Origin of the sequence: Vibrio fluminensis, assembly GCF_015278125.1 — a bacterium.
In the GTDB taxonomy this organism is placed as follows: Bacteria; Pseudomonadota; Gammaproteobacteria; order Enterobacterales; family Vibrionaceae; genus Vibrio; species Vibrio fluminensis.
The window spans coordinates 19,531-34,242 of the sequence record NZ_JADILO010000015.1 but is presented as its reverse complement, the minus strand read 5'-3'; the positions used below and the strand labels follow the sequence as shown (position 1 = coordinate 34,242).

Below are 14,712 nucleotides of genomic sequence, written 5' to 3'. Positions count from 1 at the left end.
GCCGCCTAGACTAGGCGGCATATTGAGTCAGTGGTTATGCTGGGTTGACTGTCTTTAAATTTTCCGAAGTAAGTTTCTCTACATCATCTTTAAATTCTTTGGCAATACTTTGTAGCTTATTACTGTCATCGACCATCTGTTGAGAAAGTTTCGATAATACTGTTAACTGCTGTGAATTAAAGGTCACTAAGGACGTAGCATCTTTAATTTCACTTGCAGCCTTCATTTGAGTAAGTCCCATCTCGCTGTACGTTTTCATCGCGTTTAGCTGTAGCTCAGTAACCACTTCTACATTTTTCGTTACGAGCTTATTGAATTTGATGTACGGCTCTAGTTGCTTTTCAGTTTGGTCGTTAAAATTTTTAAAAAAATCAGTGTACATGACGATAACTCCTAGTTATTTAAATTAATTCCATTCGATTGATTTTACGATTACAGCGGTTCCCATACCCCCGCCAACACATAGCGAGGCAACGCCGTACTGGCCGCTACTTCGATTAAGTTCATGAATCAGAGTAACCAAGATACGATTGCCCGAAGCCCCTAAAGGATGCCCCAGAGCTATTGCACCACCGTTTTTATTGGCTTTGTCTAAAATTTCAGTCACGGCAAGCCCATGTTCGTCCGCTAATTGATGTATTACTCCCAAAGCTTGACCAGCGAAAGCTTCATTAAGCTCAAAAACATCAATTTGTTTCGCGCTAATATCAGCCTTAGACAATGCCTTTGTAACCGCAGGAACAGGCCCTAACCCCATAATTTTTGGGTCGATGCCAGCCTGTGCGTAGCTGACAATTTCAGCAATTGGGCGCAAATTGTGTTTTTGTACTGCTGACTCACTGGCAAGAATCACTGCACTTGCCCCATCATTAATGCCTGACGCATTACCGGCTGTTACACTACCTTCTTTGTCAAATGCCGGTCTTAGTTTCTGCAGGCCTTCGAGGGTCGCGTTATCTTTCGGATACTCATCAGTATCAAACATAACGATCTCTCGACGCTGTTTAACTTCAACTGGAGCAATCTCAGCAACAAATTTACCCGCTTCAATCGCTGCAACCGCTTTCTTCTGGCTCTCCAACGCGTAGTGGTCTTGCTGCTCTCTGGTTAAGCCGACTTCTTTAACGACATTTTCTGCTGTCACACCCATATGATAGTGATTGAAAACATCCGTTAACCCGTCGTTAATCAGCAAATCGGTTAAGGCCATGTTGCCCATTTTGTGGCCATCACGTACCTGTGCAGGCACGATAAATGGGATTTGAGACATCACTTCGACGCCAGCTGCAACGATGATGTCACCATCACCTGAGCGAATATGACTCACGGCATCCATGACTGTTTTCATTCCACTGCCACAGACCATATTAATGGAATAGGCCGGCGTGGTTTCTGGGATTCCCGCATAAATTGCGGCTTGTCGACCAACACTCATACCTTGGCCAGCACCGATAACATTGCCAACGATCACCTCATCGATAAGACCAGGCGCAACATTGCCATCTTGTAACGCTGATTTAATCGCGACAGCTGCTAAATCACCCACACTGACGTTTTTAAGTGATCCACCAAACGCTCCGATAGGCGTACGCTTAGCCGAAACTACATAAACTTTTTCCACTGCAATCTCCCTATTGCATATGAAGGCCGCCATTTACAGACAATGTTTCACCTGTAATGTAAGCACCTGCATCACTAATTAAAAAGCTGACTGATTTTGCGATTTCGACTGACTCTGCCAAACGCCCCATGGGAATCTGACCTTTAATAAAATCTAGTGTTTCAGGCTTCATTAATTCGACCATTGGGGTCATGGTGTAGCCTGGTGCAACAGCATTAACTGTGACGCCGCTACGAGCCCCTTCAGCCGCGAGAGCTTTGGTAAAGCCGATCATACCCGCTTTCGCTGCACTATAATTTGTTTGACCGAATTGACCTTTAATGCCATTAACCGAAGAGATATTGATAACTCGCCCTCCCCCTTTTTCACACATCGCGGCGAATAGAGGTTGGGTTACATTGAACACACTATTCAAATTGGTATCGATGACATCTTTCCACGCTTGCGCGGTCATCTTCTTGAATACCCCATCTTTGGTAATACCAGCGTTGTTGATAACTACATCGACCGTACCTTCTTCGACTAGAAGTTGCGTCAAACGCTCCGCACATTGCTCAGTATCGGTTACATCAAGCTCGAACAAACGCACCTTATTCGACGAATAATTATTTTCATCAAACCATCTTTGTGCGCATTCTCGTTTCCCAGGTGAATGAGTGGCGATAACTCTGTAACCATCTTCCACTAATTGTGAGGTAATTGCAGAACCAATCCCGCCTTTTGATCCAGTGATCAAAGCGATCTTTTCCATTTATGACTCCATGTCGAACAGCAAGTTAAAAAAACGTCTATATATTCCCACATCAATAAAATGCAAAAACATACTTACACGTAATCTTTAAAACCTTTTTATGTCGATATATTTTTATCAACTTCTTTATATTTAAAACTAATCGGCAATTGTTACACTTCAAATATTATTTATTAGAAATGTACTCAAAGTTGCGTTAGATCTCATTATCATGAAATGTTGCACAGTCGTTAAGATTCAGTAAGCTGTTGTTTTAAATAAATAAAAACATCAAAGACAGTTAAGACCAGATTGGTATGCAACTGATTTATAAGTACTTTTTTTGAAAATTACAATTTTCAAAAATAACGTGTCAATTTCACTTTTTGAGTGCAATCATATTCCATTACTGACAAATATAACTATTAACGAATTATTCTAATGAGTGTTTTGATTATAAATTCAAATCGTTTAAAACAAACGTATAATTCATTATTTTGATTGATGTTTATTCAACTATTAAACATTAATTTCTATTTGATTTCATAAATGTCAGTTGTATACACAAGTGACGCCAAAATACTTGGAATATAGACATAAAAAACCCAGCTCAGTGGCTGGGTTGGCAAATACGCATTAACCTTAAGGCAGTGGTTAGATTGATACGGTAAACAGATAACAAACAACACAGGGACCACAATCCGTGTTAGTAAGATAGCAAAGCTGATTCTCCATGTTGGTTATCGCAATAAAGCCAAAAACAAACCAAAAGTAACAAATCAAGAACTACTAGATCCACAATACATCTCTCCAAGACAACGCATTATAGGCCCTATCGTAAAGCACTTAGTTTAGTGTTTTGTAAGCGCCTAACTCTTCATTTGTTACCCAAGCGGACAGTATAAATAGTTTACAAATGAGATCAACGCTTATTTTCCAAGTGTACAATATATAATTAAAGATGAAACTTGGCCCAGTTTCTGGTAAAAAGAGCGAGTAATTTAGGGTGGTAATTCAAATGATCGAGAGAAAACAAGGTCGTAGAAGCGCACAGGATGCCGTAAAAACGAAAGGTGAGATATTAAGAGTCGCCGCTGACATGTTTTGCGAGCTCGGTTATGAAAGAGTATCTCTTCGACAAATCAGTGAACGCGCAGGTGTGTCACACAGTCTGATTCGTCATCATTTCGGAAGTAAAGAAAAAATCTGGTACGCGATCAGTGATGCTTTGCAAGAATTCATGACGAATTATATTCATACCATCATCGAAAACATGCCTGACAAAATTCCCGCAAATGAGAAGATGTATATCTTTGCGGTGCGGCTTTTGGCGCATATGTTGATCAGCAAACAACCAATTCAACTCATCGCTGATGCTGTACGTCAAGAAGATGCATTGTTTGATTACTTTGTTGATCAATCAGGAAAAATTCAGACCGCTGTAGACGCGATAGCCGATGACTACAACCGTGAGCACCCACAAACACCAATTAAAGTGTGGGAAATAAAATGGCAAATGATCATGTACGCGCACGGTGCAGCAAGCCTTTCCCCATTCTTGTTGCAAACATGGTCGGATGAAACTGATGATATTGACCAATGCTTATTAAACCATTGGCAAATGTTCAATAAGATCATGGCCCATCGTCTACAAGTTGATGAGAGTAAAATTCTCGCCCCAAAAACCGTTGTTGAGCTGGTATACGCGGCTGAGTGCCGCCTATAAGCATCGGAGTGGTTTATCCTGACCCAAAAAAGCCAGCGTTCGCTGGCTTTTTTTGATTTCCAATGATTAGCGACGCTTACCGCGACTCGCATGAATTTTCATTTTCGCTTTCATTCGGCGTTTTTCAGAAGAGCGACTTTTTTTCGCTGGCGTTCTGTCATCAACAATTTCTTCAATTAAACTCGGCTCATAGCCTTCCAGCCATTGCTGTGGTAAACGAGTATCCAGTAATCGCTCAATCGCCTCTAATAGATACTCTTCGTCACGACTCATTAGAGACACAGCAAGACCACTCTTACCTGCACGTCCTGTACGCCCAATACGATGAACGTAATCTTCGGCTTTAAATGGCATATCAAAGTTAACTACTTGCTCAAGTTGGTTGATGTCTAAACCGCGAGCGGCTACATCTGTCGCAATTAAAGCGCGTACTTTGCCTGCTTTAAAATCATCGAGCGCTTTCTGGCGAGCACCTTGGCTTTTATCCCCGTTAATTGAAACCGCTTTAATCCCATCTAACTTAAGCTCAGCGGCTAATGCATCACTACCTTGTTTGGTCTTAGTAAAAACTAGAACTTGCTGCCAGTTGCGAGAGCCAATCAAATACGCGAGTAGTTCCGCTTTGCGCTTCTTGTCTACTGGGTAGACCATCTGCTCTACCGTTTCTGCGGTACTGTTTTCAGCAGCAACTTGAACCTCTTGCGGTTCATTCATCATACGATAGGCAATGTCTTTAATTTTTTTGTCGAACGTCGCTGAGAAAAACAACGTTTGGCGCTCACTGCTCATTTTCGCCAGAATACGCTTAAGATCAGGCCAAAAACCCATATCTAGCATTCGGTCGGCTTCATCAAGCACTAAGGTGTGTGCTTTTTGCAAAGAGACATTTTTACAGAACATATGGTCAAGCAATCGACCCGGTGTCGCGATCAGAATATCGCAACCACCTTGTAGATTCTTGACTTGCACACCCATGCTAGTGCCGCCATAAGCCGTCACTATTTTAAGCTCAGTGTTTTGCGCATAAGCAGTTAGGTTATCATATACTTGTTGCGCCAACTCGCGTGTCGGTACCAACACCAGTGCCAAGGCATCATTGCGTTGAGAATCGCGCTCGATACCTTGCTCAAGAAGACGGTGAATAATAGGTAAACCAAAAGCTGCCGTCTTGCCGGTACCAGTTTGTGCGCCAGCTAGCACATCGCGCCCTTCTAGAACGTAAGGAATTGCCTGCTGTTGTACGTCTGTCGGTGTTTCAAATCCGAGCTTAACTAACGTCTCGACTAATGATGTAGCCAAGCCAAGGTTTGCAAATGCTTTTGACATAGTTTCGTTACCTATTATTTCAACGGCTGCGATTCTATACTCAAGCGCCCGTTACTTACCAGAACTAAAGGTAAAATCTCTACTGACTTGAAGCAACTCAGGATAAAAATCAACGAATAACGACTCGAGTTCAGCGTAATGCGCAGATAAAGGCGCAAAACACTCGGCTAACGGTGCCATTCTTGGTGATCGGTGTGACATCCTTTGTAAAGCAAACTCGATGTTTTCTAGCGTTTGATAAGATTGCAACCATTGCCCTTGCCACATTCTCGTCGTCATTTGTAAGTATCTTTTCGGCAATTCAGAAATTATCGCCGATTGATGCTGCTCTAACTTCACTTCTCGTTCAGCGAAACGGCAAAAATCGTTTAAGGGGCGATCGTGATACAACTTCCAATTGGTAGCTAAATAATGGTCCCACATCACATCTAACGCGATACCAGCGAAACGTCTTGTCTCAGGAGAAAAATAGGACTTTGCTTCTCGCATTACAGAGTGCGAGTCTGTATAGCTATCGACAAAGCGGTGCAAACGAATGCCTTGACTAACACTATGCGAATAGTGCTTATCAGGATCACCTTTAACGAAATCACCCAGTAGATTTCCCATAAGACTAGAGTTCGACACGTGGGCGATGTGAAGGTGGGCGAGAAAGTTCATAACAGTAGTATCAGTAACGAATGCTTCTCTTATAAAAGCACAAAGCCAGCGCTATTGCACTGGCTATCGAGTTGAAGGGTATTTATTTATACGCTTACGCTTCTTCAATGCTCTCTTCAGCATTGGTTGGGTACTCGGCTAAATTAATGCCGATTTCTAACGCATCAAGTAGCTCTAAGCTTTCGTCATTTAAAGACTGGTCACACATAAGACCTCCTTACTTCATGTATCTACCCTTCTGCTTTTGCATTGGGGCTATTCCTTATAAAACCAAGTAACCTTGGAAATAGTTCACTATTTCGCTGCTGCGTTTTCCTTGAACTCAAATCAATAACAACGCTCTGAATCCTGCATCTTGAAGTCACTCGGGTATACGACTTTATATGACATTTTTTTGAAAGGCAAAAGCGACAGCGTCACCATTTATGAACCAGAGCACGAGCAAACGTTTGCAAGCGAATCCACCCAACCCGCTGTAAACAATTAATTACACCATGCAAATTAAATTGTACATTTAGCTTGATATTTAGTTTTCAATATTACAAACTGAGCACCAGCTAGCCTATAGGACTAGATTTGAGCGATTAATAGACACTTTATTCGCAATCACAACAACACAGCGTAAAGAATAATATACACATGAGTAAATCAAAGGTAATGGGTAGTACTTTGATTATTGCAGGTACTACGATTGGTGCAGGTATGCTGGCATTGCCGCTAGCATCAGCAGGGATTGGCTTTTCAACATCATTAGTCATTATGGTGTTTTTATGGGCACTAATGGCGTATACCGCGCTTATGATGGTCGAACTTCATCAACACGCAGATAGCCAAGCGACGTTACATACGCTTGCAATGCAGATCCTAGGAAAACGCGGCAAATGGCTGGCTAGTTTCGCAATGTTGTTTTTGTTTTACTCACTTTGCGCTGCATACATTGCAGGTGGCGGTGCGCAGTTTGGTCAACGTGTGGCCCAGTGGACAGGCATTGAAATGACCGGCGCTTCTGGCACAGTATTATTCACTGCCATTGTTGCTGCGGTGGTGATCATCGGTACGGCTACGGTAGATAAAGTAAACCGCGTTCTCTTCACCCTAAAGTTGATTGCTATGGCGAGCGTGTTACTTTTCTTAGCACCAAACGTGACTCAGTCATACTTGCTAAGCATGCCTATCGAACAAGGCTTAGTTGTCGCGGCTATTCCTGTCATTTTTACCTCGTTTGGTTTTCACGGCAGTATCCCTGCGATTGTTCGCTACTTAGATGGCGATACTGTCTCGCTGCGTAAAGCGATTGTCATTGGATCTGCAATCCCACTGGTTATTTATGTTTTTTGGCAGTTGGTTACGCTGGGCGTGGTTAGCCAGTCAGAACTACTTGAGAATCAAGGGTTGTCAGCACTTATTGGACAACTTTCAACCACAGTTCAGCAATCAGGCATTGCTCAAGCTATCGGTATCTTTGCGGATCTCGCTCTTTTGACCTCTTTCTTAGGCGTAAGCTTAGGTTTGTTCGAGTTTTTGGGTGACTCTATGAGCAAGAAACACTCATCACGTATCTTAACTGGCTTAGTGACCTTCTTGCCACCAATGGGCTTTGCACTTTTCTACCCGCAAGGTTTCATTACGGCACTCGGTTACGCTGCAATTGCCTTAGCAATTCTGGCTGTCTTCTTGCCTGTGGTCATGGTTTTGAAAGCTCGCACAGCATACACTGACACGAATTATCAAGTTGCGGGTGGTAAAGCTGGTGTCATGGCGTGCGCCTTTGCGGGTGTCATCATTGTTAGTGCACAGTTGCTGATTACCGCTGGCGTCTTACCTGCCCTTGGTTAAATTCGCTTTATTGGCATCAAAAAGGCTTGGTTAATTCCAAGCCTTTTTCGTTTTACACGCCAAGTTGTTATACGCTTTATTGACCAATCAATGATTAAGGTAGCGTCATGGAAGCTGAACAACTCGAAGTCAAATCATTCATTGTTCAACACCCTCCGTTTGATGAGCTAGATGAAGACGTGCTCGACCGCATCGCGCAAAGTGTCGAAGTCGCTTACTACCGAGAAGGCTCCTCGATAATTAATTTTGGCGATCAAATCCACGACCTCTATCTAGTGAGAAGTGGCGTCGTAGAAATTTATCGCCGTAGTGGTGAGCTCTACAATCGTCTTGATAGTGGTGGGCTGTTTGGTCAAATGGGTTTACTCACCAACAACAAAGTACGCTTTCCAGCCAAAGCGGTTAGAGACACGCTAATCTACTGCATTCCTGAAACGATATTTGTTGAGCTGTATGAAAGTCAGGAACCGTTCGCTGACTTTGTCGAAGTGGAACATAACACTCGCTTAAGACAAGCGGTTTCGGCGACTCATGAAGAAAACGATCTGACCACCTCTAAAGTTAGAACCCTCCTCAATGGCGACGCACCATTCTTTAACGCCCGCGACACCATCCAAAATGCTGCAATGAAAATGGCAAATGATAACGTTTCCTCCTTATTAATAATCGATACCGAAGTAGAAGCGGAGGAAGACGAGGAAAGCTCTAACCTCGTCGGTATAATCACCGACCGTGATCTCTGTACCCGAGTTTTAGCGACTGGCCTTGACCCAAGTAACCCCGTAACTGAAGTCATGACCCACGAAGTTATTTCACTTGACCACAATGCCTATGTATACGAAGCAATGCTGACTATGCTGCGTTACAACGTACACCACTTACCGGTACTTAAAGACGGCTATCCGATTGGCGTCATTGAAACCACTGAAATCGTTCGCTATGAATCACAGAATTCCTTGTTATTAGTTAGCAGCATTTTCCAGCAACAAACCATTGACGATCTCGCGCTACTTTCAGAGCAGGTTAAAGATTGTTTCGTTCGCCTAGTCAATGAGGACGCAAATTCCCATATGGTGGGTAGCGCCATGTCGGTAATTGGCAGAAGCTTCAAGCAACGTATCATTGAGTTAGCTGAAGAGAAATTGGGGCCACCTCCTATTCCTTACTGCTTTCTTGCTCTTGGCTCCATGGGACGAGATGAACAACTGCTGGTCACCGATCAAGACAACGCCATTATTCTAGATAACAGTTACCAACCGGAGTTACATGGTCAATACTTTGAGCAACTCTCCACCTTTGTTTGCGATGGGCTTGCGCGCTGCGGATATACCTATTGTACTGGCGATATCATGGCAACCAATCCTGATTGGCGCATGACTCGCACTGAATGGGAAGAGTGCTTTGCCGATTGGATTGATGACCCGAATCCTAAAGCTCTGCTTAATGCCTCAATTTTTTTCGACTTAGTCGGAGTGTATGGAAGGTTAAAATGGGCAGAACAGCTCAATGGTTTTATTGTCCGTCGCGCGCGTAAGAACAATCGTTTTTTAGCCTGCTTGGCGCGAAATGCCCTTAATCGAACTCCTCCACTGGGCTTTTTCAAAGACTTTGTGGTGGAAAAAGATGGTCAGCATAAAAACTCCATAAACCTTAAACGCCGCGGTACTGCACCACTGGCGGATTTGGTCCGTGTCCATGCTCTAGCCGTAGGTTCACGCGCTCAAAATTCATTTGAGCGTTTAGACGACATTCACGATGCTGGTATCCTACCTAAAGGCAAAGCGCATGCCCTACGTGATGCGTTAGAGTTTATCTCTATGGTGCGAATTCGCCACCAAGCTTACGACGTTGAAAATGAAATTGAACCGGACAACAATATCGAACCGGAGAACTTATCGGAATTTGAACGGCGCAATCTGAAAGATGCTTTCCTAGTACTGAGCAACTCGCAAAATTTCTTGAAATTTCGCTATCACGCTAATAGTGGTTTGTAATCAGTCTGTAGCCAACGAACGTTGTAAAAAAGGGATGCGTCTCTGCATCCCTTTGAATATAGCGTTATAAGCTAAGGTCAAGTTCTACTTGCTGTATTTCTCGGTGCGCATACCCATAATTAAGCTGACACACATTAATAGCAATACGATTGTAAACGGTAAAGCCGTTGATATTGCCCCTGCTTGAAGCGCCTGAATCGCTTCTGTACCACCAATCCATAGTAATGCCACCGCGATTGCACCTTCCATAAATGCCCAGAAGACACGTTGAAGTACAGGAGCGTCAACTTTACCACCAGCGGTAATACTATCGATAACTAATGAGCCTGAGTCCGATGAGGTGATAAAAAACACCAATACAAGCACTACGGCAATAATCGACAAGAGATTACCCATAGGTAACACATCAAACATCTCGAACATTGCCAGTGATACATCGGTTAACCCTTTACTGCCCAACTGACCAACATTATTAACCACTTGATCAATCGCCAGTCCACCGAACACTGACATCCAAATCAAAGTCACCGAGGTTGGAACAATCAGTACAGCCGTAATAAATTCACGTACCGTTCTACCTCTGGAAACTCGCGCAATAAACATACCCACAAATGGTGACCATGAGATCCACCAAGCCCAATAGAACACAGTCCAGCCTTGGAACCACGCTTCGTCAGTTCGACCATGAGGATTACTTAAAGGGATGAGGTTTTCGATATAAGCCATGAATGTGGTTGGAATGTTACCAAGCGCCACCGCCCAGCCAATCAAAGCAACCAAAATCAAAAGAAGGAACGCAACAATCATATTGATGTTACTAATGACCTTCACACCACCGTCGATACCGCGAATAACCGAGACAACAGCGAGCAATGTCACCACTGTGATAACCACTATCTGCAGACCAAGCCCCGCATCAACACCAAATACGTGATGAATACCACTTGCCGCTTGCTGTGCACCCAACCCCAAAGAGGTTGCCAAACCAAACAGTGTGGCAAGTACCGCCAAAATATCCACAATATGACCAGCCCAACCCCAAGCACGATCTCCCAGCAACGGGTAGAAAATAGAGCGTATAGAAAGCGGTAAGCCTTTGTTGTAGGCAAAGAATGCTAACGAGAGTGCGACGACGCCATAAATTGCCCAGGGATGGAGTCCCCAATGGTACATAGTTGCACCCATAGCAAGTCTTGCCGCTTCTGGAGTATTAGCTTCCACACCAAGTGGGGTTTCGTACCAACCGGTGTAGTAAGCCACAGGCTCGGCTACACTCCAAAACATCAAACCAATACCCATACCAGCTGCAAACAGCATCGACAGCCATGAAATGAACGAATAGTCTGCAGTGGCTCCTTCGCCACCTAATCGAATTTTGCCCATTGGGCTCACAATCAGAACTAAACAGAAAACAACGAATAAGTTGCCCGACCAAATAAATAGCCAGTCGAAGCTACCAATAATGCTCCACTTAATACCATCCAGCACAGATTTAGCTGTATGAGCATCAAGTACAAGAGCGCCAATTAAAAACAACGCAATAAAGCCAGCACTGATACCGAAAACTGGGTTATGAACATCAAACCCCCACTTCTGTACATTGTCTTGACCGATTGTATAGTCAGTACTGTCTATACTGTATTTATCAATTCCTTTAGTCATAGAATCTCTCTAGTTTTACTTCTCTTTGACCTATCGCTTAGAGCTATAAACGATTTGAGATACAATTACCTATTAAGCAATTAGTTAATATTGTACGCTTTGCAGTAAAAAATGCCAATTTATGCAAACTTATTCATCACATTTACCTGTTAACTCAATAATATTAGTGTAAAAACGGTTTTACCTAGCTAAATCCCTTATATAAAAAGGGATGATTATATTTTGTAGTCTAATGATATTGTTGACTGTAAATTTTGACTGTTTACACTTCTAATCATGATGAATTTAGGTTATGTTCTTCAAAAAGTAGCGACGTTTTAAGGGTTTATCTTGGAAAAGCACGAAGAAGTACTAGTGTCGTTAAGACAAATAATCCGCGCAATCGACTTACACTCAAAGAAATTGAGTAAAGAGTCTGGGCTAACCGCCCCTCAACTTATCTTAATGAGATCGATAAGAGAACTTGGTGAAGTCACGATTAAACAGCTTTCTAATCACACCAATATGAGCCAAGCAACCGCTACTATCATTCTCGACAGATTACAGAAGAATGGCTTGATTGAACGTAAACGCAGTGAAACTGACAAACGTAAAGTTCATGCGGTTCTCACCGAGCAAGGCCGTGAACGCTTAGAACAAGCCCCTCTGCCATTACAACAGAGCTTTATTAACAAGTTCCAACGTTTAGACGATTGGGAACAAACACTATTGCTTTCTTCTGTACAGCGCCTCTCTGCAATGATGAATGCAGAAGATATCGATGTAGCACCCGTTCTAGAACTCGGCAGCATCACAAAAGCAGACTAAACACTTAGGCTCTCCTTCCAGTGAGAGCCTTTTAATTTGCTGCGACTTAGCAAGTCTCTCTTCCCGGACAATCAACTTCGCCTATTTTGCGCTCATCGTTGATATAATCCTTCCGAGCCTCATCGCGTAGTCACAATCCTTGCTTAATAAACGGAGATCCAATTGAAAACACCTTGTATTGCGGTTTGCAAAAACAATGGCGGCATCTGCTCAGGTTGCCTAAGAACAATTAACGAGATCACCCAATGGCGTCACCTGGACGAAAAAATCCAGATAAACAAAATTAGCCAAATTCGTGGACAGAACTCTACCCACCACTGTCCAAGTTGTGGTGATGCGAGTTTTTGTGACATTAGTGCAGGTAAAGACCACTGCTGGTGTTTTGATATTGAAAAACGTGACCTAACCGACTCGCCTAAAGCCAATCTTTGTATGTGCCGACGCTGCTTATCTTCACTGCCTATTGAATAAAAAATTAGCCCTAGAAAAACTAATCCGAATTATAGAAATTAATCTTGGTTGAACGAGATGGTTTTTATTGCCTGCAAGATACGAACTCACTAATATAATAAACAGTATTGTATCCCCATTATATTTTTAATTAGCTGAGCTATGGCTCGGCGGGGGTTGTTCGTCCTTTTTTCAGGTATTGATATATGTCTGCTTACTCAAAGCTGATTAAACTTACATTTACTATTGCGATCTTGGCGGCAGTGGGCCAAATGACGCAAACAATGTATGTACCATCAATTGGGCAAATGGCTCAAGAATTTGCGGTTTCACCAGGTAGCTTACAAGCGGTTATGGCCTGTTACCTAATTCCTTATGGATTATCACAGTTTGTCTACGGCCCAATTTCCGACCGCCTTGGTCGCAAGCCGATTATCATTTTTGGCTTAGCGCTTTATGTACTTGGAACTTTAGTTGCGCTATTCGCTCCAAGCTACGCACTATTTTTACTCGGTAGCTTTGTGCAAGGCTTAGGTATTGGCTGCGGTGGAGCTATGTCTCGCACCTTAGGTCGAGACTGTTACTCGGGTCCTGAACTACACAAAGTAAATAGCTACATCAGCATGAGTATCGTTTTCTCTCCACTGCTCGCCCCAGTTTTAGGTGGTGTGTTAGCAGAAAACTTTGGTTGGCGTTCAAGTTACCTATTTTTAGCGTTGTTTGGTCTAGCTGTTGTTATCACAATGATGACCAGCTTCACTGAGACACTGCCAAAAGAAAACCGTCGCTGTGAAAAGGTGAGCCAAAGCTACAAATTCGTCCTTTCAAATAAACGCTTTCAAGGCTATCTAATTTGTCTAGTCGCAACATTTTCTGGCTTGGCGATATTTGAAGCAGCGGCCGGTGTTCTACTCGGCGGCGTACTCAAGTTGCCAGCGACAACCGTCAGTATTTTATTTATTTTACCAATTCCTGGATATTTGATCGGTTCAGCAATTTCCGGCGCACTATCAAATCGCTACACAACCAACGGAATTCTAAATATTGGACTTGCGGCCATCACTTTAGGTGCGGTGATCATTTTGATTCCTGGCTTAATGGGCGAGACGTCAGCATTTGCATTAGTTGGCGGCGCGGCAATGTACTTCTTAGGGACAGGCATCGTCTATCCTTCAGCTACCACAGGGGCTATTACCCCAATCCCAAACCACGCGGGGACTGGTGGTGCAGTACTAGGCGGCATGCAAAACCTAATTGCGGGCTTGGCAACACTGCTGGCCTCTCTTGTTCCGGCTCCTAACCAGTTGCCACTCGGCATATTCATGCTCGTAATGGCCCTGCTTGCGGCATATGGTTTGGTGCGAGTACACAATAGTCCAGACGAGTCCAACGAACTACCTGTAACTATTTAAAACAAAAGGAGCCATTGGCTCCTTTTGTGATTCTTATTGATCTTACTTCTAGTTATATGGCTTGCACTGCTGTTTCAGTCGCCTCAAGTGCTTGACCTTCAAATTTAACCCCCTTCCATCCATGTGCAATAAAATTGCGGATATTTTGGTGGTCGTTGCCATCAGGATTTCCCAGCACGTCTAAACGATAAAAATCACCAAACATAGCAAGCGTCTGCTCTTCCGTTAATTGATGAACCTGTCCAAACGCCAAAATTTTACACGAGCCGTTATTCTCTCCTGCAGGATTACGCATCGTGCCATTACTAAACGCAGTCGGACTAAAGGTGTAGTTAGCATCAATAACAGCGATGGATTGACTAAACTCGATCGTAGTAGGTGAAGATTCAAGTTTAGCTAGAAAAGATTTCAATTCCATATGAACTAATCACTTAAGTTATTCAGTTAGGGTGACAGTGTACTGAACATGAAACCATTGCTCCAGACAC

The 14,712-nt window shown here is 43.2% G+C and carries 13 protein-coding genes; 6 read left to right on the top strand and 7 right to left on the bottom strand.

Translation table 11 applies throughout. From position 1 onward, the window contains the following. Window positions 1–34 precede the first annotated feature (34 nt). Genes IRQ95_RS11965 through IRQ95_RS11955 form a run of 3 tightly spaced genes read right to left on the bottom strand, consistent with a single transcriptional unit; the run spans window position 35 to window position 2,372 of the window. Window positions 35–382: a phasin family protein gene (locus IRQ95_RS11965; protein WP_194437148.1), complete on the bottom strand. Its 348-nt coding sequence runs from the start codon at window positions 380–382 to the stop codon at window positions 35–37. A gap of 24 nt (window positions 383–406) precedes the next feature. Further along, window positions 407–1,621: an acetyl-CoA C-acyltransferase gene (locus IRQ95_RS11960; RefSeq protein WP_194437147.1), complete on the bottom strand. Its 1,215-nt coding sequence runs from the start codon at window positions 1,619–1,621 to the stop codon at window positions 407–409. Window positions 1,622–1,631: 10 nt separating this feature from the next. After that, a complete protein-coding gene (locus IRQ95_RS11955; RefSeq protein WP_194437146.1) occupies window positions 1,632–2,372 on the bottom strand; it encodes an SDR family oxidoreductase in 741 nt (246 codons plus the stop codon). A 997-nt stretch (window positions 2,373–3,369) separates the two neighbouring features. Between IRQ95_RS11955 and IRQ95_RS11950 the strand changes: the two genes are divergently transcribed. Further along, window positions 3,370–4,077, top strand: coding sequence for a TetR/AcrR family transcriptional regulator (locus tag IRQ95_RS11950; protein WP_194437145.1), 708 nt, complete (start codon window positions 3,370–3,372; stop codon window positions 4,075–4,077). Window positions 4,078–4,143: 66 nt separating this feature from the next. On the opposite strand, the gene IRQ95_RS11945 is transcribed toward IRQ95_RS11950, so the two are convergent. Together IRQ95_RS11945 and IRQ95_RS11940 are read right to left on the bottom strand one after the other, a co-directional pair. Continuing rightward, a complete protein-coding gene (locus IRQ95_RS11945) occupies window positions 4,144–5,403 on the bottom strand; it encodes a DEAD/DEAH box helicase (protein ID WP_194437144.1) in 1,260 nt (419 codons plus the stop codon). A gap of 51 nt (window positions 5,404–5,454) precedes the next feature. Beyond that, window positions 5,455–6,063 (bottom strand): acyl carrier protein phosphodiesterase, encoded by a 609-nt coding sequence (locus IRQ95_RS11940; RefSeq protein ID WP_194437143.1) that lies wholly within the window; start codon window positions 6,061–6,063, stop codon window positions 5,455–5,457. Between the two features lie 639 nt (window positions 6,064–6,702). Here IRQ95_RS11940 and IRQ95_RS11935 point away from each other — a divergent pair. After that, window positions 6,703–7,899: an aromatic amino acid transport family protein gene (locus tag IRQ95_RS11935; RefSeq protein ID WP_194437142.1), complete on the top strand. Its 1,197-nt coding sequence runs from the start codon at window positions 6,703–6,705 to the stop codon at window positions 7,897–7,899. 107 nt (window positions 7,900–8,006) lie between these two features. Beyond that, a complete protein-coding gene (locus IRQ95_RS11930; RefSeq protein ID WP_194437141.1) occupies window positions 8,007–9,893 on the top strand; it encodes a DUF294 nucleotidyltransferase-like domain-containing protein in 1,887 nt (628 codons plus the stop codon). 84 nt (window positions 9,894–9,977) lie between these two features. On the opposite strand, the gene IRQ95_RS11925 is transcribed toward IRQ95_RS11930, so the two are convergent. Beyond that, complete coding sequence (locus tag IRQ95_RS11925; protein ID WP_194437140.1) at window positions 9,978–11,555, bottom strand: BCCT family transporter; 1,578 nt, start codon at window positions 11,553–11,555, stop codon at window positions 9,978–9,980. Between the two features lie 330 nt (window positions 11,556–11,885). Here IRQ95_RS11925 and IRQ95_RS11920 point away from each other — a divergent pair, with 330 nt between their 5' ends. The 3 genes from IRQ95_RS11920 (at window position 11,886) to emrD (ending at window position 14,224) form a co-directional block, all read left to right on the top strand. Continuing rightward, window positions 11,886–12,362 carry a MarR family winged helix-turn-helix transcriptional regulator gene (locus IRQ95_RS11920; protein WP_075652751.1) on the top strand — a complete coding sequence of 159 codons (477 nt, stop codon included), beginning with the start codon at window positions 11,886–11,888 and terminating at the stop codon, window positions 12,360–12,362. Window positions 12,363–12,524: 162 nt separating this feature from the next. Beyond that, a complete protein-coding gene (locus IRQ95_RS11915) occupies window positions 12,525–12,833 on the top strand; it encodes a cysteine-rich CWC family protein (protein ID WP_194437139.1) in 309 nt (102 codons plus the stop codon). 185 nt (window positions 12,834–13,018) lie between these two features. Further along, window positions 13,019–14,224, top strand: coding sequence for a multidrug efflux MFS transporter EmrD (gene emrD, locus IRQ95_RS11910; RefSeq protein ID WP_194437138.1), 1,206 nt, complete (start codon window positions 13,019–13,021; stop codon window positions 14,222–14,224). Window positions 14,225–14,276: 52 nt separating this feature from the next. Here the strand turns inward: emrD and IRQ95_RS11905 are convergent, their stop codons facing one another. Beyond that, complete coding sequence (locus IRQ95_RS11905; protein ID WP_194437137.1) at window positions 14,277–14,642, bottom strand: HopJ type III effector protein; 366 nt, start codon at window positions 14,640–14,642, stop codon at window positions 14,277–14,279. Window positions 14,643–14,712 lie beyond the last annotated feature (70 nt).